The sequence below is a fragment of the Aeromonas sp. TS_SC_11 genome (genome assembly GCF_057318915.1).
Window position 1 is genome coordinate 2146018 of sequence record NZ_CM170470.1, and the last position, 26580, is coordinate 2172597.

At 59.8% G+C, this 26580-nt stretch carries 21 protein-coding genes; 8 read left to right on the top strand and 13 right to left on the bottom strand.

The genetic code is table 11. From position 1 onward, the window contains the following. Positions 1-5: 5 nt before the first annotated feature. Both AC1P02_RS10165 and AC1P02_RS10170 read right to left on the bottom strand, forming a co-directional pair. Complete coding sequence (locus tag AC1P02_RS10165; protein WP_485185263.1) at positions 6-1223, bottom strand: methyl-accepting chemotaxis protein; 1218 nt, start codon at positions 1221-1223, stop codon at positions 6-8. Between the two features lie 267 nt (positions 1224-1490). Next, positions 1491-2579, bottom strand: coding sequence for a ketoacyl-ACP synthase III (locus AC1P02_RS10170; protein WP_125728890.1), 1089 nt, complete (start codon positions 2577-2579; stop codon positions 1491-1493). Between the two features lie 238 nt (positions 2580-2817). On the opposite strand from AC1P02_RS10170, the gene AC1P02_RS10175 reads away from it, so the two are divergent. The 6 genes from AC1P02_RS10175 to AC1P02_RS10200 all read left to right on the top strand — a co-directional run bounded on the left by AC1P02_RS10175 (position 2818) and on the right by AC1P02_RS10200 (position 8206). Continuing rightward, positions 2818-3759, top strand: a complete 942-nt coding sequence (locus AC1P02_RS10175; RefSeq protein ID WP_005311863.1) for a LysR family transcriptional regulator — start codon at positions 2818-2820, stop codon at positions 3757-3759. Positions 3760-3888: 129 nt separating this feature from the next. Further along, entirely contained in the window at positions 3889-4497 is a 609-nt protein-coding gene (locus tag AC1P02_RS10180; RefSeq protein ID WP_219591902.1) for a LysE family translocator, read from the top strand. Positions 4498-4686: 189 nt separating this feature from the next. Continuing rightward, complete coding sequence (locus AC1P02_RS10185; protein ID WP_485185265.1) at positions 4687-6555, top strand: peptidase U32 family protein; 1869 nt, start codon at positions 4687-4689, stop codon at positions 6553-6555. A 180-nt stretch (positions 6556-6735) separates the two neighbouring features. Then, on the top strand, positions 6736-7065 hold the full coding sequence (locus AC1P02_RS10190; RefSeq protein ID WP_429181731.1) for a DHCW motif cupin fold protein: 330 nt from the start codon (positions 6736-6738) through the stop codon (positions 7063-7065). Between the two features lie 39 nt (positions 7066-7104). Next, entirely contained in the window at positions 7105-7356 is a 252-nt protein-coding gene (locus AC1P02_RS10195) for a DUF1272 domain-containing protein (RefSeq protein WP_058393546.1), read from the top strand. A 133-nt stretch (positions 7357-7489) separates the two neighbouring features. Then, positions 7490-8206: a class I SAM-dependent methyltransferase gene (locus AC1P02_RS10200; RefSeq protein ID WP_485185268.1), complete on the top strand. Its 717-nt coding sequence runs from the start codon at positions 7490-7492 to the stop codon at positions 8204-8206. Here the strand turns inward: AC1P02_RS10200 and AC1P02_RS10205 are convergent. Continuing rightward, positions 8128-8622: a methylated-DNA--[protein]-cysteine S-methyltransferase gene (locus AC1P02_RS10205; RefSeq protein ID WP_485185269.1), complete on the bottom strand. Its 495-nt coding sequence runs from the start codon at positions 8620-8622 to the stop codon at positions 8128-8130. The two genes, AC1P02_RS10200 and AC1P02_RS10205, sit on opposite strands and share 79 nt — an antisense overlap. Beyond that, positions 8609-10195 carry an AlkA N-terminal domain-containing protein gene (locus tag AC1P02_RS10210; RefSeq protein WP_485185271.1) on the bottom strand — a complete coding sequence of 529 codons (1587 nt, stop codon included), beginning with the start codon at positions 10193-10195 and terminating at the stop codon, positions 8609-8611. Before AC1P02_RS10210 ends, AC1P02_RS10205 begins: the two co-directional genes overlap by 14 nt. Before the next feature lie 170 nt (positions 10196-10365). On the opposite strand from AC1P02_RS10210, the gene AC1P02_RS10215 reads away from it, so the two are divergent. Beyond that, positions 10366-10767 (top strand): VOC family protein, encoded by a 402-nt coding sequence (locus AC1P02_RS10215; RefSeq protein ID WP_059169596.1) that lies wholly within the window; start codon positions 10366-10368, stop codon positions 10765-10767. A 69-nt stretch (positions 10768-10836) separates the two neighbouring features. Here AC1P02_RS10215 and AC1P02_RS10220 read toward each other — a convergent pair whose 3' ends face one another. From AC1P02_RS10220 to AC1P02_RS10235, 4 genes are all read right to left on the bottom strand, one after another. Continuing rightward, positions 10837-12315: a carboxypeptidase M32 gene (locus AC1P02_RS10220; RefSeq protein WP_485185273.1), complete on the bottom strand. Its 1479-nt coding sequence runs from the start codon at positions 12313-12315 to the stop codon at positions 10837-10839. Between the two features lie 133 nt (positions 12316-12448). Further along, positions 12449-13030: a DNA endonuclease SmrA gene (smrA, locus tag AC1P02_RS10225; protein ID WP_485185275.1), complete on the bottom strand. Its 582-nt coding sequence runs from the start codon at positions 13028-13030 to the stop codon at positions 12449-12451. Positions 13031-13203: 173 nt separating this feature from the next. Further along, positions 13204-13389: a DUF3149 domain-containing protein gene (locus tag AC1P02_RS10230; RefSeq protein WP_085941496.1), complete on the bottom strand. Its 186-nt coding sequence runs from the start codon at positions 13387-13389 to the stop codon at positions 13204-13206. 157 nt (positions 13390-13546) lie between these two features. Further along, entirely contained in the window at positions 13547-14425 is an 879-nt protein-coding gene (locus AC1P02_RS10235) for a TraB/GumN family protein (RefSeq protein WP_021140524.1), read from the bottom strand. A gap of 70 nt (positions 14426-14495) precedes the next feature. On the opposite strand from AC1P02_RS10235, the gene AC1P02_RS10240 reads away from it, so the two are divergent. Beyond that, complete coding sequence (locus tag AC1P02_RS10240; RefSeq protein ID WP_005311886.1) at positions 14496-14828, top strand: DUF1904 family protein; 333 nt, start codon at positions 14496-14498, stop codon at positions 14826-14828. 114 nt (positions 14829-14942) lie between these two features. Here the strand turns inward: AC1P02_RS10240 and AC1P02_RS10245 are convergent, their stop codons facing one another. The 5 genes from AC1P02_RS10245 to AC1P02_RS10265 form a co-directional block, all read right to left on the bottom strand. Beyond that, positions 14943-15773 carry an SDR family oxidoreductase gene (locus AC1P02_RS10245; protein WP_021140525.1) on the bottom strand — a complete coding sequence of 277 codons (831 nt, stop codon included), beginning with the start codon at positions 15771-15773 and terminating at the stop codon, positions 14943-14945. A 114-nt stretch (positions 15774-15887) separates the two neighbouring features. After that, entirely contained in the window at positions 15888-17333 is a 1446-nt protein-coding gene (locus AC1P02_RS10250) for an OprD family outer membrane porin (RefSeq protein ID WP_021140526.1), read from the bottom strand. Between the two features lie 508 nt (positions 17334-17841). Next, the gene (locus AC1P02_RS10255) at positions 17842-19785 is read right to left on the bottom strand and encodes a methyl-accepting chemotaxis protein (RefSeq protein ID WP_485185279.1); all 1944 of its coding nucleotides are present in this window, start codon (positions 19783-19785) and stop codon (positions 17842-17844) included. 95 nt (positions 19786-19880) lie between these two features. Beyond that, positions 19881-20783: a DMT family transporter gene (locus AC1P02_RS10260; RefSeq protein WP_087756325.1), complete on the bottom strand. Its 903-nt coding sequence runs from the start codon at positions 20781-20783 to the stop codon at positions 19881-19883. 533 nt (positions 20784-21316) lie between these two features. Then, complete coding sequence (locus AC1P02_RS10265) at positions 21317-26515, bottom strand: RecQ family ATP-dependent DNA helicase (protein ID WP_485185282.1); 5199 nt, start codon at positions 26513-26515, stop codon at positions 21317-21319. Positions 26516-26580: the final 65 nt, after the last annotated feature.

Below are 26580 nucleotides of genomic sequence, written 5' to 3' on the forward strand. Positions count from 1 at the left end.
GTCTCCTAGAAAAAAGTGACGTCTGTATTGCTGGATGCGTTGACCACAGTGGCTTGGCGGCGGCCGTGGTGAATGTTGCGTTGTTCATCGGTGGCATAGGAGAGCTCCATCTCAGCCAGCCAGCTGTCTGCATCGATCTGGAGGGGGCCGGATTGATGGGGCCTGTTGCGGGAAGAAACCAGGTGGTCATAGAGACTGTCCATGTTCTGGCGTACGTGGTTGAGTATTTGACTGACCCTATCCTGGAACTGTAACGACACTATGACATCGGAGATCTCCCTGTGGATCCCTGCGCTCTCGCTCTGCAGCAAGACGGCTGATTCCGACAGGCTGGTGGTAGCCATACGAAAGCGCTCCAGTACTTGCTCGATGGCGCGTTCAGAGTCGCTGACCGCGGCTTGGTCTCGTGCGGCGGCACTTTCTGCTATCTGGAAGGCGCGTCCGATACCTGTGTTGATGGTGTCGACCTTGTCCGTCATCTTTTGGGCCGTCTCGCTGGAGAGGCGTGAGAGGGTGCGAACTTCGTCGGCCACCACGGCAAAACCACGACCTGCCTCACCAGCCCGCGCGGCTTCGATGGCGGCATTGAGCGCCAGCAAGTTGGTCTGGGAGGCTATCTTGGCCACGTCGAGCGCCATGGTATTGAGTTCTATGGTGTAGGCGGTAAGGGTCTTGATCTCTGCCAGCATGGCGTCGCGATTGGCCTGCGCCGAATGCATGATGGTGAGCACTTGATTGAGCTGGGCCTGACTCTCGGCCAGTACGGCGGCCATGCCTGCCGACTTTGCCCCCCCCAGATCCCCGGCAGCATCGTGTGAGGCGGCTACTGCCTCTTCCAGCTTGGTGGTGAGCCCCGCAAAGCGCTGGGTCAAATCGATCATGGCCTCTTCGGTTTGCAGCCGAGAGTTTTCAATCTGTTGTGACCAGATGGGGACTGCCTTTTCACAAACCTGCTCGAGCCCGATGATGGAATGGTTGAGCTGGGCTGCTGACCAGGTATGAGCCTGCTCCTCTTCGTGGGGTCCTGACTCCTGCTTGTTGTGATAGTGGTGTGAGTTCCACACGGCGGCGCCCAGCGCCAGCGCGCCGTTGGCAAGCAGATAAAGCAGGGGGCTGCCAGCCAGCACCAGCAAGAGGGTGCTGAGCAGGCCTATGCCCAGGCAAGATGCCCAGCTCACCGGGTCCCAGAATGCAGTGGTCTCTGCCGTCTTGTGATCTGTCATACGCGAACTTATCCCTGCACGTGAGTTGAGATGGGAACCCGCCGCTCTCCCGCTGGTGACAAGAAGGATGAGCTGCGCCTGAACCCATAGTTACAAATGGCTCAGTAAGGTTAGCGCAAAAAAAGTACTTGGTTGCGAATTGGTCTTATTCGGGGGGGAGTACTGAGAAAACTGGAATATGGATGCGGTAGCGTGGTGATGATCTAACGAGCGGGAAGGCGGTGAAGGGAGAAGAGAGGAGCCTGATGATCAGGCTCCCGATGAGGATCAGGCCTGGTTGGCGTGGGCCTTCTGGCAGCCTTCGACGGCGTGGGCAATCAGCTCCAGCGCACTCTTGTCGCACGGAGGCAGTTCGGCATCGCATTTGCCGACAGGAGTGACGCGATCGCCCCATTTGATGATGGCGGCGCCCCAGGTCAGACCGGCACCGAAGGCGGCGGTAAGCAGATAGGAGTTCGGCTTGACGCGGCCTTGCTCCAGCGCTTCGCACAGGGCGATGGGCACGGTAGCGGCGGAGGTATTGCCGTAGTTTTCGATGTTGACCATCACCTTTTCCATGGGGGCGTTCATGCGCTTGGCCAGGGTTTCGATGATGCGGATGTTGGCCTGGTGCGGCACTATGAGATCGACCTGTTCAGGGTCTATGCCAGCTTGAGCCAGCACTGAGCTGGTGGCTTCTCCCATGCCGCGCACGGCGCGTTTGAAGATCTCTGGTCCTTCGAAGTTGAAGGTGAAGAGGCCATCGACATCGGCAAAACGCACTCTATCGGTACCAAAGTTCGGGACGTGCAAGATTTCTCGCGCTTCACTGTCACAGCCGAGCTTGTTGGCGATAAGGCCGCACTCCTGCTCGCTTGCTTCGATCACTACGGCACCTGCGCCATCGCCAAACAGCACGGCAGTGTCCCGGCGTGCCCAGTCCAGCAGATAGGTCAGGCGCTCGGCGCCGATCACCAGCACCCTCTTCATCATGCCAGTCTGTACCAGCGAGGTGGCGACGGAGAGGGAGTAGACGAAACCGGTACAGGCGGCGTTGAGGTCGAACACGGCGGCGTTGACGGCGCCGAGCTTCTTTTGCACCGCAGAGGCCGCGCTCGGCAGCAGATTATCCGGGGTAGCTGTGGCCAGTATGATGCCATCGAGATCGCTGGCGTCGAGACCGGCACAGGCGAGGGCGCGACGACCGGCCAGGGTGGCGAGATCCGAGGTACTGACATGGGAGATCCGGCGGGCCTTGATACCGGTACGCGGATAGATCCACTCATCCGACGTATCCATGATGGTGCTGAGGTCATCGTTGGTCAGCACAGAGGGAGGCAGACATTTGCCCCAACCGGTGATATTGGCGTATTTCATCTTGTTACCGCTTCTCAAAGTGGATCGCCCGCGGGCGGAAAATCGCGCAATTATGCCGCACGAGACAACCACTGTCATCTTGTGGTCATCGTTATCTGAAGGGTTACCTGAATGGTCATCTGGCTGCAAGGTGGCTCGACAGGTGGCGTCTGTGGCCGAAAATAGCGGGAAATTTTGCTTAAAACGAAAGACGCCTCTGCCCTAAGATAGGGCTTTCCACCATGGATGGGGTCACCCCTTGCACAAAGCCAATCTCAACCTGTTGCCTACCCTCAAGGTGTTGCTGGAGACCCGCAACATCAGCCGGGCGGCGGAGCTGCTGCACCTGAGCCAGCCTTCCATCAGCAAGCAGCTCGGCCAGTTGCGCAACGAGTTTGGTGATGAACTGCTGGTGCGTGAAGGGCAACGCTGGTTGCTGACGCCCAGGGCCGAGACGCTGGCGGCTCAGCTGTCTGACTCCCTCTGTGCGCTGGAGCGGCTCTATGAGGCGCCCGGGTTTGACCCTGGCCGCTGCGAGCGTGTATTCAGACTCGCCTCATCCGACTACGTGGCCCAGCATATTCTGCCGGATATCTGTGCGGCGCTGGCCAGGGAGGCGCCCCTGGCTGCGCTGGAATACAGTCTGTGGGACAAGCGCCAGCTGCCACAGTTGTGGCAATCCGAGCTGGATCTGGTCTCCACTATCACGGATCTGGTGCCGGAGCAGATCCGTGGTCTGCATCAGGGAGAAGATCGGCTGGTGGTGTTGATGGGCAGCCACCACCCGTTGGCGGGCAATCCTCTAGGCCTGGATGAGTATCTCGCCTGGCCCCATCTGCAGGTGAGTGGCGGCGGGGACAAGGACAGCCCGGTAGAGCAGGTGCTGGCGCCGCAGGGGCTGCTTAGGCGCTGGTTTGCCCGTGTGCCTTTCTTTCAGGCTGCGGTGGAGGTGTTGCTGCGCACCGATTGCCTGATGACGACGCCTGCCCATATTGCCTGGCAGCTCTCCCGCGAGCACGGGCTCACCTTTCAGGATCTGCCGTTTGCGACTCGATCCCAGCAGTATCATCTGCTGTGGCATCAGCGCCATCATCAGGATCCTGCCCACAAGTGGTTTCGCGAGCTGGCTTACCCCTTCTTGCGGGAGCACCTGCAGCGCACCATTGCCGAGAGCCGCAAGCTGCTGGTTCGCGCCCGCTAGCCCAGTCAGTTGTACCAGGCTATAGCCATTGGCTATGGAATCTATTCACAACTTTCACTTCTGGCATAACAAGCCGCCCCTTACCCTGAGTCTAGATATTTACATTCAGCGTGCAGACAAGGAAAGGGTATGGAATTGACGAGTTGGCTGGCACTGGCCGCGATCTGTGTAATGGGGGCCATCAGCCCGGGGCCGAGTCTGGCGTTGATCATTCGCAACACTGTGCAGGGTGGGCAGGGGCACGGGGTGGCGACCGCCCTCGGTCACGGCTTTGGGGTGGGGATCTATGCGCTTATTACTGCGCTGGGGTTGTCGGTGCTGCTCACCCAGACGCCGCTGCTGTTTGATCTGATCCGCTACGGCGGCGCCGCGTTTCTCGCCTGGCTCGGCATCAAGGCGTTGCTTGCCAAGCCCGTCAGCGCCAAGACCGAGGAGGTGGTTCATCAACTGCGTGGCCGTCAGGGGGCATTCGAAGGCTTTATGGTGGCCTTTCTCAACCCCCAGCTCGCCATATTCTTTATCGCCCTGTTCAGCCAGTTTGTGCGGGCTGACACTGGTTGGAACGAGGGGGGGATCATGATGCTCACCGCAGGCGGCATAGATGCTGTCTGGTACGTGCTGGTGGCGCTGGTACTCTCTCGCGGCCCAGTGCTGGCCTGGCTCAAGGCCAAGTCCTTTGTCATCGACAAGGTGAGTGGTCTGGTGCTGCTGGGGCTGGCGCTCAAAGTGGTGCTCTGAGGTTCGCTTGTCAGCGGCTCGCGCCATGAGGGCAGGGCCGCTGAACGAATTCCCGGCTCCATGGGCGGGCTGCGAGCGCCAGACGTTCAATCCTGTATTTTGCGGTGATCTTAAGCGGGATCAAGGTAAACCCAGGGTGACTGGCCTAGAGTGACGGGCATTTTCTGTCTGACGATAGATTCAGAGACCATGCATCAACAGACTCATCACCACACCCTGAACCGCCTCGAACTGCTGGCTCCGGCCAAGAATCTCGCCTACGGCATCGAAGCGATCAACCATGGCGCCGATGCCGTCTATATAGGCGGCCCTGCCTTTGGTGCCCGCAGCGCGGCGGGCAACTCCCTCGATGATATCGAAGTGCTGGCGCGCCATGCCCACCGTTTCGGCGCCCAGGTCTTTGTCGCCTTCAACACCTTGCTGCACGATCACGAACTGGAGCAGGCCCGGCGCCTGACCCACCAGATCTACCAAGCGGGGGCCGATGCACTTATCGTGCAGGACATGGGGCTGCTGGCGCTCGATCTGCCGCCCATAGCGCTCCATGCCAGTACCCAGACCGACAACCGCACGCCACAGAAGGTGAAGTTTCTGCAGGATGTGGGCTTCTCTCAGGTGGTGTTGGCGCGCGAACTGTCCCTTGCGCAGATCCGCGAGATAAGCGCAGCGACCAATGTACAGCTGGAGTTCTTTATCCACGGCGCGCTCTGTGTCTCTTACAGCGGCCAGTGCAATATCAGCCATGCCCGCACCGGCCGCAGCGCCAATCGTGGCGAGTGTGCCCAGCTCTGCCGGCTGCCCTGTTCGCTGCAAAAGCCCGATGGGGAAGTGCTGGTGGCCGACAGTCACCTGTTGTCGCTCAAGGACATGGATCAGACCGACAATCTGGAGGCGCTGATCGCGGCAGGCATTCGCTCCTTCAAGATTGAGGGGCGCCTCAAGGGGCTCGATTATGTCAAGAACGTCACCGCCTGGTATCGCAAGAAGCTCGACGCCATTCTCGATAGCCGCTCCGATCTGGTGGCCGCCTCGGCGGGTCGTTGCAGCTACAGCTTCGAGCCGGATCCGAAAAAGAGCTTCAACCGTGGCGCTACCGATTATTTCCTCCATGGTCGCCAACAGGGGATCGACTCCACCCAAAGTCCGAAATACGTGGGTGAGCCGCTGGGGCGCGTTACGAAGCTCACCAGAGATGGTATCGAGATAGACGGCAAGCAGGTCAGCCTCAACAACGGTGACGGTCTGGGCTTCTTCAAGCCGAACAAGGAGCTGGTGGGGATGCGCCTCAACAAGGTGGAAGAGAGAGCAGGACGTAAGCAGTTACTCTTCTCCGAGTCCATTCCTGGTCTGAAAGTGGGCACAGAAATCTACCGCAATCACGATCAGGCGTTCAGCAAGATGCTGGAGAAGGCGAGCGCGGATCGCCGTATCCGGGTCGATATGCAGCTCTCTGAGTGCGACGAAGGGATCCGGCTCGATCTCACCGATGAGCAGGGCATCAGCGCCACCGTCCGGCTTCCCTGCGACAAACAGCTTGCCGACAATCCGGAGTGGGCGCTGCAACAAGCGCGCGACCAGCTTGGCAAGCTCGGCAATACCTTGTTTGTGGCGCGCAAGATTGAGTTGGCATTCACTTACCCGCTATTCATCGCCGCGTCGATGCTCAACGGTCTTCGTCGGGACGGCATAGCCGCGCTGGAAGAGGCTCGTCTTGCCAGCTACCAGAGGCCCGAGCGGCGCATCGCCCTGCGGGATGTCAGCTATCCCCAGCACCGCCTCTCCTACCTTGGCAATGTGCTGAATAGTGCCGCCGAGCAGTTCTTCCGCGAGCACGGGGTGGAGCGCATCGCCCCCGCCTATGAGGCGAACAAGGAGGAGGGAGAAGTGGTGCTGATGATCACCAAGCACTGCATCCGCTACAGCCAGAACCTCTGCCCGAAAGAGGTGCCCGGTCTCAAGGCCGAGCTGCTGGAGCTCAAGATGGGTAAAGATACCTTCCGCCTGCGCTTTGACTGTCACCGCTGCGAAATGCAGGTGATGGGGAGCCTCAAGCGTTAATGGCCCATCAAGATACCAGACGGGGCATGCCACAGGAGTGGGTTTGATGGCAGTATAAGACGCGCGAGATAGAGCCCGCTTGCCCTGGATGCCGCGGCCAACGGCTGGCATGGCGATGCCTTTTGTGGGGGCAAGCGAGTCGTCCTTGGGATCCCCGTTTTTTCGACAAATGGAGTTGTGATGGAAATCAAAGACCTGCCGTTTTGCACGACCCTCTGGGCCGATATAGCGCCGACCGAGCACAAGGGGGAAACCGGCGTCGCCCGTTGGCATACCCAAACCTTTGGTACGCTGCGGGTTCGGATGGTGGAATATTCTGCCGGCTATCTGGCGGATCACTGGTGCAGCAAGGGGCATGTCCTGCTGTGTATCGAGGGGGAGCTGCACACAGAGTTGCAGGATGGCCGCGTCTTCACCCTGACGGCGGGCATGAGCTATCAGGTGGCCGACAACGCCGAGCCCCATCGATCCTTCACCGAGCAGGGTGCCAGGCTCTTTATCGTCGACTGAGTCGCTCACCTTCTTCCGCTGCCACTGAGGCCAACCACCATGCTCGAACTCAGGCCCAACTGTGAATGTTGTGACAAGGACCTGCCCGCCGACACCGGGCTTGCCTATATCTGCTCTTTCGAGTGCACCTTCTGCGCCGATTGCAGCGAGCACTATCTGCAACTGACTTGCCCCAACTGCGGCGGCGAACTGGTCAGGCGCCCCCGCCGCCCCACGGCCAAGCTGGCGAACAGTCCGGCTTCCATCAAGCGAATATTCAATCCGGCCCTGAGAAACAAGAGAGATAGCTAGCGGCACTCCTGGCCGCCGTCCCCGGGTCGTCTCGTGGGCGGCGTACAAGGTCTGAACCCTGGTGTCATCATGGCGCTTTACCTTCTCCCGACAGGAGCCCGTATCAAGGGTTTCAACGAGCAAGGAGGGGTAGATGGTGGAACGATTCAAAGGTGACGGGGCACAAGATTATGATCAGCGCATCTCGCGACTGGTACCCGGTTATGCGCTGCTGCATCAGCTCAGTGCTGCCCAGCTGATGACGAGGCTTGGCCCTCGCGCCCGTGCGCTGCTGGTGGGGGTCGGCACGGGCAGTGAACTCTTGCTGTTGGGCCAGTCCTGTCCCGAATGGCAGTTTATTGCCCAGGATATTTCTGCGGACATGCTGGCACAGGCCCGCCAGCGGGCGGAGCTGGCAGACATGGCCGAGCGGGTCACATGGTGGGAAGGGCCGCTACCGGCACAGAGTCTGGGGTGTGACGGTGCGCTCTGTCTGCTGGTACTGCACTTCCTTCCCTTTGAGCAAAAAACGGCGCTACTGCGGGATATCGCCCGTCAGCTCCGGGCGGGATCTCCCTTGCTGATGGCCGACTTGATGGCGGCGCAAGATGACACCGAGCGAGCGGTTATGGGCCTGCAGGCCCATCTGGCAGGTTTACCGCTCTCGGCCAGCGAGCAGATGATACAGCGTCTGGAGCGGGACTTTTTCCCTTTGAATGAGGACCAAACCCGGCAACTGCTGGGGGCCGCCGGGTTTGGCACTGGCTGGCGCTATTTTCAGGCGCTCGGTTTTCATGGCTGGTTGGCTGAACGTGACGGATCATATTCCAGCGCCAGCAACTGCTGCTTGATGGGAAGACCGCCCGCATAACCGGTCAGGCTGCCGTTTTGGCCTATCACGCGATGGCAGGGCACTATGATCGAGAGCGGGTTACGACCGTTCGCCGCGCCCACTGCCCGTACCGCCGCCGGTTTGCCGATGGCGCGGGCGATATCGCCGTAACTGCGGGTCTCGCCATAGGGAATGTCGCACAGTGCCAGCCATACCGCTTGCTGAAAGGCGGTGCCGTGGGCGGCGAGTGGCAGGGTGAAGCGCTGCAGGCGCCCGGCGAAATAGGCGGAAAATTCGGCAAGATAGGGGGCGAGCGCCTCACTGTCTTGTTGCCAGCCGCTCATATCGGGCAGTGCCCGCAGGCCAGCCACAAAGTCCACGTGCACCAGGCCGCGGGCGTTGATGGCGACCAGCAGATCGCCGCAGTCTGTTGGCAACATGTCATAGCGGATCATGGGTTATCTCCTCGTCATGGCTTTGGGGCGCATTGCTCCCCGTTGTGGGTGAAACCAGGCTCGCAGTGGTGGTTAATGGCTTGTTGATCAGCAGTGCCGGTTGCTCGCTCATGGCGTGCCACAGCCAGCTCGCGGCATAGCCGCGCCAGGGTTGCCATGCTTCGCTTTGTGCCAATACCTCCTTCACCGGCAGCTTGTCGCCGCCCCCCAGTGCCTTTTGCAGCACCAGATCGGAGGCGGGGAAGGCGTCCGGATCCTGCCCGCAGCGCAGCCGCCAGTAGGCGACCGTCCAGGGGCCTATGCCCGGCAAGGCCAATAATTGCTCGTCGCTGGCCGTGTTCAGGGAAAGCGCACCGCTCGCGAGCGCAGCGGCGAGCCCTTGCAGCGTGCGGATGCGACTACCGGGCATGCCGATGCCGTCGAGATCCAGTGCACACAGCTGCGCCGGTGTGGGCAGCTGGGCCACGCCGAATTGCGCCTCGGTACGCGCCACCAGCCGACCCATGATGGTGATGGCGCCCTTGACCGATACCTGCTGGCCAACGATGGCGCGCAGCATCACCTCGTACTCATCCCAACCGGCGGGCAGTCGCACTCCGGGCCAGCGTGACTGCAAGGGGGCCAGCAGCGGATCCTGGCCGAGTCGCTCACCGATGCGCTGCATGTCGGCGTCGAGATCCCACATGCGGCGCACGCGATACAAGAGATCAGGCAGCGCCGCGGGCGGCAGATCATGCACTGTGAGCCTGATGCTATGGCCCTTGCCCTGCTCGATGCGGATCCAGCCGGACTGATCGCCGACGCGATGGTGCCGTTCATACGCCTCTCCATCGACCCGCTCCAGCCCGGGGATGGCCCGCAGCCGGTAAAACGCCAGCATGGCCGCCACATCGTAGGGCGGGCGATACGGCAATTGCAGCGTGAGTGCAGCGCCACCTTCCGCCGCCGCTTCACTCCCTTGCTGTTGTCGCAGTGCCCGGGGTGCGAGGCCATACGCCTGGCTCCAGGCATCGTTGAAGCGGCGGATGCTCGCAAAGCCTGCCGCAAATGCGATATCCGTGATGGGCAGTGCGGTTTCGGTCAGCAGCCGTTTCGCGAGCAGCAGGCGGCGCGTCTGCTCCACCTGTTTTGGCGAAGCACCAAGGTGCTGTTCGAACTGGCGGCGCAGCGTGCGCTCCGTGATCCCGGCCTGCTGCGCGAGCATTGCGAGCGTTGTGTCTGCCAGCTCGCCACGTTCGATCCGCGCCAGCAAACGGGCGAGTCCGGACGGCAGATCGCCGCTGGCGGAAGGGGCCAGCTCGGGGCGACAGCGCAGACACGGGCGCAGACCATGCTGCTCGGCGGCGGCTGCGCTTCGGAAGTAGCGCACGTTGTGCTCGTGCGGTGGCCGAGCGGGGCAGACGGGGCGGCAGTAGATGCCGGTGGAGAGCACGCCGGTAAAGAAACGGCCATCGAAGCGCGCATCGCGGGCGAGGCGGGCTGCATGGCACTGTTCGCGGCTGAGGCTCGGGATCCCCTCATCCTGAGGGTTGTCACTGACGGGCTGTGGGGTCATGGGATGCAAGCTCTGCATTGGGTGTATGGCTGAGAGTAAGGGGGAGGGGGCGCAGTGACTAGCCAGAAACGGACAGGAATTGAAATAAAATTGTCGTCGGGAGAGAGCCGATGACGAGGTTGAAAGCGGTCGAACCGGGCGGGCAAGTGTGAGAATCTGGGGTGACAACATCCAAGGAGGATTGCACCATGCCCGGACCCGCTCGCGCCGGCGCCCTGATCTACGCCAAGGATCTCGGCCTGCTGACCCATTTCTACCGCACCTTGCTGCAGATGGACATTCGCAGTCAGGAAGCCGGCTTCGTGGTGATGGAAAATCACGACATCCAGTTGCTGATCCACGCCATCCCCGAGTCGATTGCCTGCGATATCGATATCCAGGTGCCACCGATCCTGCGGGAAGAGGGGGCGATCAAATTGTTCTTTACCGTGCCAAGCCTCGCCTGGGCCGAGGCGAAGGCGGCCGACCTCGGTGGCGGCCTGTTGCCCCAGCAGTGGCCGGGACCTGGTTTGGTGCTGCGCAATGCGTTCGATCCGGAAGGCAATATCCTGCAATTGCGCGAGCTTCTCACCACCCCCGACCCGCTGTGATGGATTGCCCATAAAAACGGGGCAGTCTCGCTGCCCCGTTGCCCTCTTCATTTGCTGTCGCCGCATCCGTTATTTCAGATAGCGCTGCTCCAGATGCTGGCGCAGCCAGCGCGGGTTCAGTGCCTCGCCAGTCGCGCGGCGGATGAGCTCATCCGTGCTGTGCAGGCTGCCCTGTGACCAGATGTTGCGACCAAGCCAGGCGAGCACCTCCGGCAGGCGACCCGCCTCGATCACGCTGCTCATGTTCCCCAGCTCTTTCTCGAGCGCAAAACGCAACTGCGCCGCATACATGGCGCCGAGCGTGTAGCTCGGGAAGTAGCCAAACGAGCCGTCTGTCCAGTGAATGTCCTGCATGCAGCCATTCTGGTAGTTGCCCCTGGTGGAGAGGCCGAGCCACTGCTGCATCTTGGCATCCCACAGCTCGGGCAGATCCGCCACCTCGATGCGTCCTTCAATGAGGTCACGCTCCAGCTCGTAGCGCAGGATCACGTGAGCCGGGTAGGTCACCTCGTCCGCATCGACCCGGATAAAGCCGGGCTCGACCCGGTTGTAGAGCTTCGCCAGGTTCGCCGGCGCAAACGCCGCCTGCTCGCCAAAGTGGGCGCGAATGCGCGGCGCCAGCAGAGCCAGGAAAGCCGCATCATGGCCGAGCTGCATTTCGCAAAACAGGCTCTGGCTTTCGTGAATGCCCATGGATCGCGCTTCGGCCACCGGCTGGCCCAGCAGCTGGCGCGGCAACCCCTGCTCGTAACGGGCGTGACCAGTTTCATGCACTATACCCATCAGGCTGGAGACAAACTCCTGCTCGTTGTAGCGGGTGGTGATGCGCACGTCGGTCGGCACGCCGCCACAGAAGGGGTGGCTGCTCACATCGAGCCGGCCGTGGGCGAAATCAAAGCCGAGCAGCCCCATCACTTCCTGGCCGAGCGCCTGCTGATTTGCGATGGGGAAGGGCCCCTGCGGGATCAAGATGGATTCATGCTTCTGCTGTTCACTCACTTGCTGGATCAGGCCGGGCAGCCAGCCTGTGAGATCGCCGAAGATCTGATCGAGCCGCGCACTCGTCATGCCGGGTTCGTACAGCGCCAGCATGGCGTCGTAGGGGCGCACATCAAGTGCCTCGGCGCGAAGGCGCGCCACTTCCCGTGACAGGGCAACCACTTCCTTCAGATTGGGGGCAAAGCCTGCCCAGTCGTTGTTTTTGCGCTGGCTGCGCCAGGCGTGCTCGCACTTGCTGCCCGCGAGGGACAAGGCCTCGACCAGATCCGTGGGCAGCAGGCTCGCATCCTGCCGGTGGCGTTTTATCTCGGCGAGATTGGCACGCTGAACGTCATCCAGCGGCTCGCTTTCGGCCTTGGCTATCCAGTCGCCAAGCTCGGGGGCTGTGCGTTTGTGGTGGATCAGCACGCCGAGTTCGGCCATGGCCTCGGCGCGTGCCTCGTTGCCGCCCTCCGGCATCATGGCGGCCTGATCCCAGCCGCAGATGGCGCTGAGGTGGGAGAGCCGGTGCAGCTGTTGCTGATGTTGTTCAAGTTTTTGGTATGACATGGGATTGTCCTTGTTATCGTCCCTGATGGTATGCACCCCGTACCTGGCATGATCGGGGCCGATCGATGCTAACACTGCCATCGCGCGTTTTACCACTCTGGCTGAAGGGGCCTGACCAGATGACGGTTGCTGACTAGCCGAGCCGCTTCTGGTGTCGCTCGCGGTTCTCCGCCTTCTGGCGATCGCTTTTTCGCAGCAGCACATAGAGGGCACCGCTGCCACCGTGGCGGCGCTCGGCGCTGTGGATGGCCATGACGGCGGGCAGTTGCGGCAACCAGGCGCTGACATAGCTCTTGAGCAGGGCACGCGGCGTGCTGCGCTCCCCCTTGCCGTGCAGGATCAGCAGGCAGCGTATGTCCCGCACCTCGCAATCCGCAATGAATTGCACCAGCGCCTGACGCGCCTCATTGAGGGTCTTCTGATGCAGATCCAGGCTCGCCTGCAACTCATATTTGCCGAGTCGCAGCTTCTTGTAGACCCCCTCCTGCACCCCATCGCGCTTGAAGCCGATGATGTCATGGGGATCGCGCATCTCCACCGCCTCCATGGTGAGGTGGTCGAGTGCCAGTTGCTCGGCGGTAGCCGCCTGACGGCGGGCCAGTTGCGCTTCCGTCGGGACGGACTTGCCCGCAGGGGCATGGATATTGTCGCTGCGAATGGGGCGCACATCGGCCACTTCATTGCGAAACAGTGAGAGTTCGTCGTTGCAAGACACGGCAGGCTCCCCGCATTGGAATGAGCGGGCATTATAGCGGGCGGGGGCGAGTCAGAAAATGGCGGCCAGCATCGGCCGGCTGACGCTGGCCGACAGGCGGGCACTATTGGCCGATAGACAATGCCAGCCAGGAGACATGGGCAGGCGATCGGGGGATCGCCTGCCGCAGGGCGTTACTGCTCTTCTTTCGGCGGCTTGGCGCTCATCACCTTGTAGATGAAATAGACAGCATAGGAACTGATCAGCAGGAAGGTGCCGATAATCACCAACATGGACATGAGTCCCACGCTGTTGCCGAACATCAGGTTCATCCAGAATTCCATCTCACACACTCCTGTCATCCCATTGATGACAGGCATGATAGATACCTCTTTGGGCCTGACGAGATGATCTCGATCAAGTCCCCTTGCGGTTATTTAATCGGCAGCCTGATCTGTGAGCCTCCTCCCATTCGGCCCAGTGCGTGTGGGGACAGTCCCCCGGTTTGGCAGGGCCTTCACGTCATGCCCTTGTCGTTTATTTCGCGGCTGGATTGGTGAGCGGCGTGACGCGCCACCCTTGCTGCTCCAGCAGGGCGATCAGGCCCTGGTCGCCGTAAAGGTGCAGGGCACCTACCACGATAAAGCTCTCGTTTGGCAGGGTTGGCCACTTTTTCAGCCAGTTGTGGTTGCGTTCCGCCAACAGGGTTTGCTCCAGCCAGGCTTGCAGCTTGGGCGGCGCCATCTCCGCTTTCAGCAGGCTGACGAGGGCGGCCTGATCCCCGTCCTGCCAGGCTTTCATAACATCGCGAAAGCCGGTTTCCAGCTGGGGAAGCTCATCCAGGGTGGTGGATAGCATCAGCGTCTGGTTGTCGCCGACGCTGGCAAGATAGCCGAGCTGTTCGAGCAGGGTCTCGAAGCCCACTATGGGCTTGCCACTCTCGGTGGCACGTTTGGCAAAGTGCTGATCCACCCCGAGTGCACTGCTGAAACCGGTGCGCTCGAGCGCGGCCTGGGTCAGGGTGATGGCGGCAAACCAGGGGCGCAGCGGGGAGAGCATGGTCTCGGTCAGGCCGTTCTGACCGGCGGCTATGATGGTGCGTCGGTAGAGATCGGCTGAGACATGATCCTTGAGCGTCTTGCCATCGGTCAGGCGGGTGATGGTGCCCATATCCTGCCACTGCTCCTCACCTATGTGGGTCAGGTCAGCTTCCATCACCAGGGCATGGCTCTGTTGCCAGGCGCGCTCTATGGGGTCGGGCAGCGGATAGAGGGAGGGTTTGCCCGCATGGATGGAGCCCAGCAGCCAGTGCTGCTGGTCGCCCTTGTTCACCCGATAGAAGGCGGGATCGGCAAAGGCGGTCAAAGGCAGCAACAGGCAGAGCAGGAAGGAAATCAGCGTGCGATGAAATCTCATGAGGCACCTTATGTGAGCGGATTGAGTTCTCTATGATAAGTCCTCATTCGTCACAGCCAAGAGGTTTCCCATGCCCCATCTTCGTTTTAGGGCCGTTTCAGTCGATACCCTCCAGCAGATCAGCACCCCTTTGTTGGCTGAGCTGTGCGCCCTCACTGGCGGCAAGCCTGAATTTGTCACCCTGGAGTGTGTCGACAGCAGCTGGGTGCGCAATGGTGCGATCGAAGCTGGCTTCCCGTTTGTGGAGCTGGTCTGGTTCGAGCGGCCGCAGGCGATGCAAGATGCCGCTGCTGCGCTCATCACCCGCCATCTGAAGGCTGTGCTGGGGGAGCAAACTTATGTCGTGGTGCAGGTGCTGCCCATCGTAAAAAGTCACTATTACAGCAACGGCCAGCACTATTGAGGGGAGTATCGACGTTCATCCTGGCTGCGGGACAGATGGCGAGCGGCAGACGGGGGTCACATCATCAACCGCAGGGCGAGCAGGCGGTGCTACTCACCCTGTGTGAATCAAGGATCAGGCCGACTTGGAGAGGATCCGGTCAAGCCAGCTGCTTGGCAGCAGGCGGCGCAGTATTGCAAACAACCGGGTCGGGAAGGTGACAGGGTAGCGATGCTTGGGGCGCTTGCTCTGCAGTGCATGGAGCAGTGGCGGAATGCAGGCATCGCTTGGCAGCGTGAAGCCGCTGGTGGCCCCCTCTTTTTCCAACCGGGTCAGGGTCTGGCGATAGGCGCCCTGATGACGACTCTGTGCCGGATCGATATGGCGCACGAAGGCGGCGTGGGCATTGGCACGAAAGCGGGTATCGATGGGACCGGGTTCGATCAGGCTGATGTGCACGCCACTTCCCTCAAGTTCGAGGCGCAGGGTGTCGGTATAGCCTTCAAGGGCAAACTTGCTGGCGTTGTAGGCGCCGCGATACTTCATGGCCACCAGCCCCAGTACCGAGCTGTTCTGCACTATGCGCCCCTCCCGGGCTGCCAGCATGGTCGGCAGTATCTGGCGGATCAGGTGATGCCAGCCAAACAGATTGGTGTCGAACTGGGCACGCAGCGCCTCTGTGGGCAAGTCTTCCAGTGCGCCAGGCTGGCCATAGGCACCGTTGTTGAACAGGCCGTAGAGACGGCCTCCGGCCAGGGCCAGTGCCTCGGCGGCACCCTGCTCAATGCTGGCGGTATCGGCCAGATCCAGTTGTACAGCCAGTAAACCCTGCTGTTGCAGCTGTGCTACATCGTCGGCCTTGCGAGCGGAGGCGATCACGGTAAAGCCGTGGTCACCGAGCGCCTTGGCGGCGGCGAGGCCGATACCACTGGAACAGCCGGTGATGAGCACGAAGGGGTTGGGCATAAAAATCATCCATGGTGGCGGCCTGAGTGTGGCCAAGGTGGGCATGGTAGCCTGAGTGCGACCAAAAAGAAAACCGGGCCAAGGGGCCCGGTTTGCTGAGGTTGCACCGCCTGCTTACAGTATGGTGAACGGCATTATGATGTGGAACTTGACGTCATGCTCGGAGGCGAAGATGTTGGGGTATTCGGTCCAACCGCCGCCCTGGCTGATGTCGTTGTTGTAATCTGTGTAGTGCAGTTTGAACAGGGTGCCTTTCAGCTTGCCATCTTGCACCGTGTACATGACGTCGAAGTTAGCTGCCCATTCAGTATCTTCACCGTTGGTGGCCTTGGTGCCGTCGCCTTTCTGGATATCCCAGCCGTAGGCGCCGGAGACACCGACGGACCAGCCAGGTGCACCCACCAGATCATCCAGGGAACGGGTCACACCGAAGAACAGCGCTTTTTCGTTGTTTGCGTTCCAGTCGGAGCGGGAGTCCCACCAGATTTCGTTCGCGCCCTGGGAGTTGCCGTAGCCACGGGTCAGACGGGGCAGGTAGTTGCCTTCGCTACCCTCGGCCTTGGTCCACAGACCTTCCACACGGAAGCCGTACGGACCCATGCCCCAGGCGGCGGTCAGGGCTTGCTGCCATGCCATGCCGTCATAAGTTTCGATGTCGGCACCACCCTTCTGATAGGTGTCGGTTTCGGAACCGTAGAACTGGTAGCTGGTGGAGAGGCCGTTCAGCACGTCAAACTTGTGGGCCAGCTTGAAGTGGTAGCTGTCCATGTAGTTTTCGGAGTTGCCGTAAGAACCGGTCACGGCTGTGCCGTTTTCAAAGGTATAACGTGCTGCTACACCCTGGATGTAGTCGATGACGTTTTCATCGGCGAACGGATCCATCCATGCCTTGGCACGGGAGAACTTCTGGGTCTCCTTGTACCAGGGGGACTTGTATTCGTCGGCGATGGCGTAGGTCAGGTAGAGACCACCGACGTTACCCTCGATCTGGCCGCCACGGTAGGTACCCGGCTGATAGGACCAGTTCACACCGATCACGCCCGGTACGTAGAGCTGGGTCAGACCGCCCTTGGCGGTGACGGCGCCGTCCAGTGCTTTCAGTTTCAGGGAGGCATTGGCCAGGCTGAAGCCCCCTTTGGGGGAGCCATCCTTGTAGTTTTCGCCCCATTTGTTGCCGGCGAAGGAGAATTCGTTCTCCTGGTTGACCGCATGGTTCTCGGTCACGGCCAGGTCATAGGCACCAAAACCACCCACGTCGATACCGACGATATCCCAGGCATAACCCGAGTTGAAGTTGAGAGCGGCTTGAGTGGTGGCGTGGCTCAGGTTGGACTGGTACTTGCCTTCTTTCTTGGCGGCAGTCGGGTCACCATCGATACGCTGACGATCACGCTGGAAGTAGAAGAGGCCACCGTTGAGTTTGCCTTCTTCATAGAATTTGCTGGCGGCGGCAGCATAGGCAGGACCGGCTTCGTCGGCAGCAAATGCCATACCGGGGGCGACCAAGGCGGCAACAACAGCTGCGCTCAATGCGGCACGCTTGAAGATCACTTTTTCCATTTTGTATTGCTCCTGATTTTATGGACTTAGCTTTTTGTCCGGCAGTCAGGCAAGGGCCCGCCGCTCGGTATTGGCATTGCAATCAAGACCCCGTAGGGCAAAAAATTCTTTCTATGTCGGCTGCGGCCGCGACGTCTTGGCACATCTGCGGTGGTGCAGTTCTGTTCATCACATCATTTATTTTTTATGTTCCGATTCTTGGCTATCGGACAATCCCAAGAGTACGTTCGCGGTGCGAAATATCAATGGAAAGTTCCCACCAAGTTTCAAAAATATGACCGAGTGCAAATAATCATGGATCTTGTTGTGGACACTCCCAGCCCACTCATATCACCGCTGATAGCGTTTTCAAGTGAAATGACTTGCCGATGTGGGCGGATCTCTTACAAGGGGTATAACTTTTTTCGTTAACCTGCATGCAACAGATAATTTTGTGGCACAAAAAAAGATATGCCCCCGCGTCGGGACGCGGGGGCAGGGCGTTTGGGAGGGGAGTCCAGCGGCTGATTCAGGCCTGATGGCCGAGAATACGGGGGATCTGGCTGGCTTGATGATGGATGTGTTCAGACACCTGAACCGAGAGCCGGCTGCCCTGGCGGGCGTGCTGGCTGATGCGAGCGATCAGGTCGGCGAAGCTGGCCAGCTTGTGCTCCTGGCTCTTGGCGTTGTCCGCCCCTTGCAGGGCGATGACGGCTGTGCTGCGCGCCATCTCTCTCACTGCCTGGGTGGTCTGGCGCAACTGCTCCGCCTGCTGGCGCTGGGCGGCTGCTTCTGTGGTGATCCGCGCCAGCACAGTGCCGAGTTGATCGCCGGATTGGGTGAGTCGCACCAGGATCTCGGTGATCTGGCCAAGGGATCGCTGGGTATCGGCGGAGAGGTGGCGCACCTCGTCGGCCACCACCGCAAACCCGCGCCCCTGCTCGCCCGCCCTGGCCGCTTCGATGGCCGCATTGAGCGCCAGCAGGTTGGTTTGCTGGGCGATGTGGCCTATCACGTCGACGATGGCGGTGACGTCATCCACCGAACGCTTGAGCTGGGTCAGGGCGACGTCGCTTTCATCGATGGCAAGACCGGTCTGGGCGGTGGCTTGCAACATGCCCCCCACCAGCAGCTCGCTCTGGCTCATGGAGTGTTCGTTGTGCTGGGCATGCTGCGCTATCTCGGCGGCCACCTGATGGACCTCGCCAGCCAGCTGGTTCAACTCGCTCATCATCAGGTCGCTCTCGTCCACCGCCTGCTCGGTGGTGCGGGTGCTGTGGTGGATCTCTTCGACCTGATTGACCATGCCCTGCAGGCTCAATGAGACCGCCGACAGTTGACCCTCTTTCTGCTGCTGATCCAGTTGCAAGCGAACGATGAGCCGGTTGTAGCTATCGACTATGTCGCTGAGTTCGTTGCGCTCGCGCCCCGGGGGCAGGGTTTCGGCCTGGCCTGTCTCGTCAAGTTGCAGAAACGCACCGCGCAGCCGCAGCAGCGGTTCGACCAGCCAGCGACGCTGCACCAGTGCAAACAGCAGGGCGACCAGCACCAGACAGAGCGCCAGACTGCCGAGGATGAGAGCCAGCTCCTGGTTGACGGCCTGCCGCCCTGCGGTGAGCTGCTCCCCCATCTCCCCGCTTGCTTGCAGCATGCGAGTGATGTCCTGTTGCACTGCCTGGTGAGCCGCCTGTTGTTGTTGCAGCGCCTTGCGGCTGTTTTCCAGCTCTTGCGGATAGCGCTTGAGCAGGGAGAGCAGTTCGCTGCGCGGCTGGGCGCCGAGCTCTTTGCGCACCGGCTCGCCCAGGGTGAACTCGTCGGCGAGGGGGGCCTCAAACAGGCCAAGCGGCGGCAGGGCGGCCAGTTGCTCAGCCTGCTTTTGCAAGGCGGCGAGCTCGAATTGCAGCCCCTCCAGCAGTTTGGGGCTGGCCTGCTCCATGTAGTTCTGGCGCAGATGGCCCAGCCCCGGCAGGGCAGCCAGCAGATCGGCCGCCCCTTTGCGGTAAGCCTCGGCACTGGCCTGATCCGTATCCGGATCCATGGCTCCCTGCTGGCCGTAGCGCAGCAGCGCCCTGGCCTGGGTGGTCAGTTCGTTCTCGGCATTTTGCAACAGCCACTGGCTGTTGCCAGAGAGCTTGCCCGCCGCCAGATAATCGCCATCGATGCGCTCTCCCATCTTCTCGAGCAGGGCGCGCAGCGGGGCTGTCAGCTGCTCGTCCTGCTGTGCTAGTTGGCCGAGCGCCAGCTGGCGCACCGTCTGGGCTTCGGCCAGGCGCAGGGGATCGCCGCTGCTCAGGTAGTCGCGCAAGGTGCCTTGCAGGGTATCGGTCAGCCGTTGTTGCAGCCGTTCATGTTGATGCTGGGCTTGCTCGGCCTGATCCAGCTGTTGCCAGCCATGAAACAGGGCGCCGACCTGTACGCCAGCGACCAGCAGCAGTACCAGGGAGGAGAGGGAGGCATAGTGGGCAATTTTCACGTCAGGATTCCTGCTTGAGTCAGGGGACTGGAAGTCGCCGTGAGCTTAAGCAGGAAAGATGGCGTTTTTATGACATCTGGTTCATGGCTGCGAAGTCATGACAATGATGATGCCGCGGGCTCCTCCTGCTTGCGGGCCGCAGGCGACTTGCCCAGCATGCCAAGCAGGGCCCCACCCATGATGAAGGCACCGGCCAGCAGATGGCGGGAAGTCAGCTCCTCTCCGTTGAGCAGCACCAGCAACAATGTGCTCAGCAGCGGTGTCAGGTAGGCAAGCGCCCCGATGCGGCGCGGATCCCCGTCCCGCAATGCCAGATACCAGGTAACGAAGGCTGCACCCATGGGGCCGAGGGCGAGTCCGACGATGAGCCACCAGTCGTCGGCTGGGATCTGCGCAATGGGCAGCGGCCCTTCCAGCCACCAGGCGAGCAGCAACGCCAGTAGTCCGGCGGGCAGACAGGCCGCCGCCGTCACCACGGCCGGTGCAGGTGGCAGACGGCGGGAGAGCACCGAATAGGCCCCCCAGATGATGGCGGCACCCAGTGCCAGCAGGTAGCCCGGCAGATAGGCGACCTGCAGTTGCAACTCGCCGTTGACCATCACCAGTACGGATCCGGCCAGACCGAGCGCGCCGGCCAGCAAGTGACGGCTGTGCAGCGGGTGACCGGGCAGCAGCAAGGGGGTGAACAGTATGATGAAGAGGGGCCAGAGGTAGTTGATGAGGTTCGCCTCCAGCACGGGGGCGTGCCGAAAGCTCATGAACAGCAGCAGGTGATAGAGCAGCAGCGCTGTGATGGTCACCAGCCAGCTGACAGGACGGGCCCGCCACTGGCGCCAGAACGGCAGGGCGCCGACGCCACAGAAAAACAGCACCAGGCCCACCAGCACCAGTGGCGACACGCTGGTGACCCGGGAGGTGAGCGCCGCCAGCGAGGCCCACAGCAGTATTGTCAACAGCGCAAGGCCGGTGGACTTGTCCCACCACGAAGAACCCGACATCCAACACTCCTTTGCAAGATGAATAAGATGAATAAAAAGAGGGCCAGTCTAGCAGACCGACCCTCCCTTGCCTGCTCTAATGGTTGCCGAACTCGTCCTCATTCAGACTGGTATTGGTTTGCGCTGCCATGCCTCAGAGCAGTAGCAGGAGAAACAGGAATAGCCCATTACATTGGCTGAGCATGAAAGGAATCCAACGAAAATTGGGCGCGTATTGTAAGTGCATTAAAAATGCAGCGGCCAACATCAATTTACTCAATATTGATCCGCGACATACCGACGTGAGCCGAGTGCCCCGGGATTGCAACCTGATCATAAGGCCTTTGTGCTCCACAGCGAGATGATGCGCCTAGTGTTTTTTTCTGCCAAAGGTCAGATCAAGGAAATGCGGATAATCCGGTGTTTGTCGAGCCCGGCAGCAAGGGAGTGCTATTGGCGTTGTTATTGCTCACGTTTACGCAATCGGCGCGGCATGATGCCGTTGTAGTGACGAGCCTTGGAGGAGAGTGATAGACCACTCTCCTCCCAGATCGTTATAACTCCAGCTCGATAATGGGCAGTTCCCATCGTTCACTTCGAACTTGCCCCTGATAGGCATCGTCTTCCTGCTCTTTGCTCCGTTCAATCATGGCGATGACGTTGGCGTGCCGGATAGTTGCAAACTGGTTCAGCCAGATCTGATGGGCACTTTGGGAGAGACGAGCTACGGACGTTTGACCATGGAAAATATGAAGTTTCTGAAGCTTGTCGAGATCGATCCGTACAGCGTCCCCGACGTGTAATTGCCGCAGGTTCTGGTGTATCGGGTGGTTTTCGTTGCTACGGCCGGCATAACCGATATCCAGTTGGCGCATACCCATGATGGCAAAACGGCGTTGCCGTACAGGGGCGGTGGCCTGGATCGACTCGTTGTGACAACGCTCGGTAATGAGAGGAAGGTGAGGATGCCGCTGGTCAGCGCGGGACATAACCACTAACCGTTGGATCGCTCGGGTCATCGCGACATAGAAGAGACGTCGCTCTTCCTCAATGTTGTTCGAGGCACTTTCTGCACTGCGTTGCCAACCGCCATCAAGGATCAATACATGGCGATACTCTTCCCCTTTAACGCCATGTACCGTGCTGAGAAGCACGCCTTTGCCAAAGCGGATCTGCCGACGCTGCTCGCTCAGATATTCGTAAAGGAACTGCAGGAAATAGTGTGCTGACAGCGCTTGTTCCCCTTGACTCTCCTGCCATTGGGCAATCAGATCGTACAGCAAGGCCTCCCAGCGGTTTGCCTGAGCAAAGGGAGGGAGTGGAGCGGCCAGTTGCTGCGCTGTCAGGAGTGCGTGGCCTTGTTGATGCAACCAGTTCTGGTAACGCAAGATCTCGCGACAGCGATGTATCGGGAAGCCATGCTCTCGATCCAGGGTAAATCGGCAGGGGATAGCGGCATCCGCGAGTGCTGAACGTACCCATGCCAGCTCTTCTTTATCCAGCCCATTGCGAGCCAGTACTGCGATAGATTCCAGCAGGCATGTCGGATCTTTTTCAAGAATCAGTGCGATGTGTCTGACGATTTCAGCGGCCTGTTGGGCAGCGTCAGTACAGGATTGTACGATGACTTTGCCGCGTGCAGTCTCCAGCCCTTCCCAAGCGCCACCCGGTACCTCCATCTTGCGCCGTTCATCGATCACAATGGGATGCGAACGCTTCATGCGATCCAGATTGTGTTCTATCAGCTGGTTAGCCGTTTCGATGATGTGGTTTGTTGAGCGGTAGTTCCAGGTCAGATAGTGCGTCTGGGCGTTGTAGTCTTGTTCGAAGCGACGGATAAAGCTGACGTTCGCTTCGCGGAAGGCGTAAATGGATTGGTCGTCATCGCCCACCGCCATCAGGTGCAGGCGGGCTTCTTCATCCTCTTCGCTTTTTCCAACCAGTGCAGCGATAAGTTGGTACTGCTGTTCGTCAATGTCCTGATATTCGTCGACAAGCAGGAATTGCAGCCCACCCAACAGCTTTTCCCGCTGTTCTTCCAATTCGAGACCAAGCTGGCTCTGTTCTCCCCGGAGCAGTTTGATAGCGTCATCAATGATGGTGGTAAAGTCGATATCGTCTGATGTCCGGTTTTGCACCGCATTACCTGTCAGGCTCATCGCAAGACCGTGAAAGGTGAATACCGAGACCCTTGCTCCGTCACGCCCCAGTAGCTCGGTCAGGCGTCGGCGCAGGGACATCGCCGCATTATGGTTGTAACAGAGCAACATGATCTTGGATGGGGCGACTTGCTTGACCCGCATCAGGTAGGCGCAGCGGTGGATAATCACTTTGCTCTTGCCTGAGCCCGGGCCTGCCAGTACCAGCAAGTTTTGCTCGGGTGGTGCCTGGACTATCTGCTCCTGTGGCCGGTTGTGAAGATCTTCAACAATGCGCTTCCAGGAGTGTTCGCTGGTCGCCAGCTCCAGGATCTTGTTGCGCCCTTTGAAGTAGTGACCGAGGAACTTGTCAGCTTCCATGGAGAAGTAGTCTGTCACCAGCTTTTTGGCTTGTTTGAAGTGCTCCAGGCTGATGCGGGCGTATTCATTCATCACATGGATCTGAATCACCTTCTGGCGATAGTGATGTTCAAGCGGCTGATAGTCTGCTTTGTTGTATTGCTGCTGCCGCTCCGCTGTCAGAGTGAGGGTCATGGCGCTTCGGAACACGGCGAGACCATTTTGCAGCACGATGGCGTGTTGCTCATGCAGGTAGAGCAGTGCCCGCTCGGCCCCTTTGAGCAACCACTCCTGCTGGCTGTTTGCCTCACGCTTGTTCATGAGCTGGGCCACATCCATGTCTTCTCGCAGGTATTTGACCAGTTGTTCCAGGGCAAACGACAGCATTACCTGGCGCTGGACACTCTCTTCGCTGCTTGCCAACAGGGTGTAGAGAAAATCGAGGGTGGCACCTGTGACGCGATGGCGTTGATCAATCGTCTGCTCAATCTGGGACCAGGTACGGTTGAAGGTGAGTTGGTAGAGATCCCGAGAGAGATATTTGACATCAATGGAGCCTTTCTCGCCCCCCGAGCGACCATCCTGGGACCAACTGGTCAGCAAATTGCGCAGCAAGCCAGGGTTACTCCGTTCATGCCCCAGATCTTTGATGGCCTGATTGACCAGTCGAATGTTAAAGATCAGACCTTGCCCTGTATCAGGTTCGGGTTCTTGTTCACGCAAGGTGTCCAGCATCGCCTTTTCAATACTGTGCACTTGCCCGCAGAGCACCCGGGCGTTGTCTCTTCCTTTGGGGCGAAGCCAGGTAGTCAGTAAGATCCCCTGAGAGAGCAGACCTACATCCGCCATTTGGGTGAGTACCCGCATCACTTCGCTGGCCTGAACACCACTTCCTTGGTCCGCCATGTATTGGCCTGCCTCTTCGGCAATGGTATCGGCACTGAGACCATCATCATCGGCAGCACTCATCAGCGCCTGGATAACAGCTTGCCAGATGGCGTTGGCCTTGGGAGCCAGTTTCAGACTGTCTACCCTTTTCATCGCCTCCTCGGTGGAAGCAAACAGGGGGCGTCCCTGAAATACCTGAGTGATGTTATCGCTGCGCTCCAGATAGCCAGCTCGCTCGAGCCAGGCGATAGCTGTCTTGACCTTGGTATCCGCATTGTTGTCATCGGCAGCGAAGCTGGTTTCCACCTCTGGCTGGTTGATGAGCTCTGCGCTGGTTGCGACCAGTGGCGGGTTGTTCTCCTGCTTTCCTCCTTTGCTGGCCCGGAGTCTTATTCCGCGCAGGATCTGTTTGATATCGCGCAGGCTGACCTCACTCATGGCTTCGAGCTGGAACTGTTTCTCGATGTCTTGTGCATCAAAAAGCAGCACGCAGTGGGCTTGCTCTGTATCGCGGCCCGCTCGCCCCGCCTCTTGCAAATAGTTCTCGAGCGAGCCGGGGATATCGGCATGGATGACCAGACGCACATCATCCTTGTCGATGCCCATCCCAAAGGCATTGGTCGCGCAGATGACCCGGATCTCGCCACTGATAAATTGTTCGAGGGTTGCTTTCTTTTGGGCACTGTCCATTCGGGCGTAAAAGCGCGCGACGGTGAGGGATTGTTGCTGGCCGAGGAAATCAGCCAACTCGTCCACGCTACGCTTGGTTGCGCAGTAGATAACGCAGGAGCCGGGCTTCTCCCCACCAAAGAACTGCTCGAGCAGGTTAAGGATATGGCCCTGTTTATTGAGTCCTGGGCACTCAACGACGGCATATTCGAGGTTGGTACGTTCAACCCCCCCTTCCAGTCTGCGAAGCGGTCGGGGCTGCTTGTCGAGAAACTGTGCGCAGATATCCTCAATCACATCCGGCTTGGCAGTGGCGGTATAGCAGAAGACAGGAGGCATGGGGACCTGCTGCTCGCTGGCAATGGTGGCGATGGCCTTGGCGCAGTAGAGATAGTCAGGGCGAAAATCATGTCCCCATTTCGACAGGCAGTGCGCTTCGTCAAATACCCAGCCACCGATCTGACGTTGTCGTATTGCTTGTTTGACAGTGCGGTTACGAAGCTGCTCGGGGGAGATATAGAGCAGGGCGATATCCCCCATGCGGATCTGCTCAAGAATCGCGCCTCGCTCTGGTAGCGTCAGCAGCCCCGAGATGGCGGCAACCCCTTCGATACCGGCCTTGTATTTAAGGTTGTCCACCTGATCCTTCATCAGTGCCTGCAGGGGGGAGATCACGACCGTGAGCGCGCCACTGCGCTGGTTGCGAACCAGTGCCGGGAGTTGGTAGCAGAGCGACTTGCCGCCGCTGGTGGGGAGGATTCCGAGCAGTGCGACGCCAGCCATGGCTTCCTCGATCAAGGTCTTCTGCAATGGTGTCCCATCAGGCAAATTACGGAAGTTGTCGAGCTCAAAGATACGTTGCAGATGGCGGCGTGCGTCGTGGTTCTCCTGACAATAACTGCAGTCGGCATGACCACAGTGGCGCTCGCGGACAGTGTGAATGATCTCTGCGGTCTGGGGAAAGCGGCGCCAAATCCAGGGCGGCAGCACAGAGTTGCCGCCGGAAACGGGCAACCAGGCGCAGGCATAAGCCAACGGTAACAGCAGCATAGGTTGACGCAGGGCATCGCCAATCACTCGGTTGAGCTGATTGGGGCAACCCTTCTCATGGGCAATGCTCTTGATAAGGGTGGGTAGCTCGGAGACCCTTACTGGAGGACGACCTGTCAGTCTGGCAAACACCAGTGACAGACCCTGAGTGTTAAATTGCGCCATGACTCCCTGGCTGAACAGGTGTTGATAAAGCTGCAATTGGGGTAGGGGTAAGGCTTGCAGGGCTATCAACTGTTCCGAGAAAATCTGCAAGGCGAGCCTTGCATCAGCGACCGGATCATTGAGGGTATCCCGAACCAGTTTGTAATCCTTGACCAAGCGGTGATAGGGGTTTTTGGGAAAGGCAAGGGGAGATAGATAGAGGGTATCTATTACCGGTTTTTCGAGAAGCAACTGGGGGCGTACAGCCTGTTTGGCCAACCAGGGGAGATCAAAATCGAGAATATTGTGGCCAAGGACCACATCAGCCTCTTGTGCCAGCGCATTTAACTCCTTGAGGGAGAGATCCTGCGGGCCCTTGAGATTGAGCTCACGATCAGCCAGGAGTGCACCCAGATGACGGAGCTTTTCATCTCGGGTCAGTTCAAGGTCAAAGGAAAGAATCTTGTCATCCCCAAACAGGGCCACGACATCAGTCGAGTTCATCAATAGCCATCTCCATCTGGCGTTGACCTCTCATGGCGATAATAAGTGCCAAAAGATCAGTGAGT

Coding starts and splice junctions, on each gene's coding strand:
- AC1P02_RS10205 (WP_485185269.1), bottom strand. CDS start 8,622: ATGATCCGCTATGACATGTTGCCAACAGACTGCGGCGATCTGCTGGTC.
- AC1P02_RS10185 (WP_485185265.1), top strand. CDS start 4,687: ATGCATCAACAGACTCATCACCACACCCTGAACCGCCTCGAACTGCTG.
- AC1P02_RS10190 (WP_429181731.1), top strand. CDS start 6,736: ATGGAAATCAAAGACCTGCCGTTTTGCACGACCCTCTGGGCCGATATA.
- AC1P02_RS10265 (WP_485185282.1), bottom strand. CDS start 26,515: ATGAACTCGACTGATGTCGTGGCCCTGTTTGGGGATGACAAGATTCTT.
- AC1P02_RS10165 (WP_485185263.1), bottom strand. CDS start 1,223: ATGACAGATCACAAGACGGCAGAGACCACTGCATTCTGGGACCCGGTG.
- AC1P02_RS10260 (WP_087756325.1), bottom strand. CDS start 20,783: ATGTCGGGTTCTTCGTGGTGGGACAAGTCCACCGGCCTTGCGCTGTTG.
- AC1P02_RS10230 (WP_085941496.1), bottom strand. CDS start 13,389: ATGCCTGTCATCAATGGGATGACAGGAGTGTGTGAGATGGAATTCTGG.
- AC1P02_RS10195 (WP_058393546.1), top strand. CDS start 7,105: ATGCTCGAACTCAGGCCCAACTGTGAATGTTGTGACAAGGACCTGCCC.
- AC1P02_RS10215 (WP_059169596.1), top strand. CDS start 10,366: ATGCCCGGACCCGCTCGCGCCGGCGCCCTGATCTACGCCAAGGATCTC.
- AC1P02_RS10220 (WP_485185273.1), bottom strand. CDS start 12,315: ATGTCATACCAAAAACTTGAACAACATCAGCAACAGCTGCACCGGCTC.
- AC1P02_RS10245 (WP_021140525.1), bottom strand. CDS start 15,773: ATGCCCAACCCCTTCGTGCTCATCACCGGCTGTTCCAGTGGTATCGGC.
- AC1P02_RS10250 (WP_021140526.1), bottom strand. CDS start 17,333: ATGGAAAAAGTGATCTTCAAGCGTGCCGCATTGAGCGCAGCTGTTGTT.
- AC1P02_RS10170 (WP_125728890.1), bottom strand. CDS start 2,579: ATGAAATACGCCAATATCACCGGTTGGGGCAAATGTCTGCCTCCCTCT.
- AC1P02_RS10200 (WP_485185268.1), top strand. CDS start 7,490: ATGGTGGAACGATTCAAAGGTGACGGGGCACAAGATTATGATCAGCGC.
- AC1P02_RS10180 (WP_219591902.1), top strand. CDS start 3,889: ATGGAATTGACGAGTTGGCTGGCACTGGCCGCGATCTGTGTAATGGGG.
- AC1P02_RS10240 (WP_005311886.1), top strand. CDS start 14,496: ATGCCCCATCTTCGTTTTAGGGCCGTTTCAGTCGATACCCTCCAGCAG.
- AC1P02_RS10210 (WP_485185271.1), bottom strand. CDS start 10,195: ATGCAGAGCTTGCATCCCATGACCCCACAGCCCGTCAGTGACAACCCT.
- AC1P02_RS10235 (WP_021140524.1), bottom strand. CDS start 14,425: ATGAGATTTCATCGCACGCTGATTTCCTTCCTGCTCTGCCTGTTGCTG.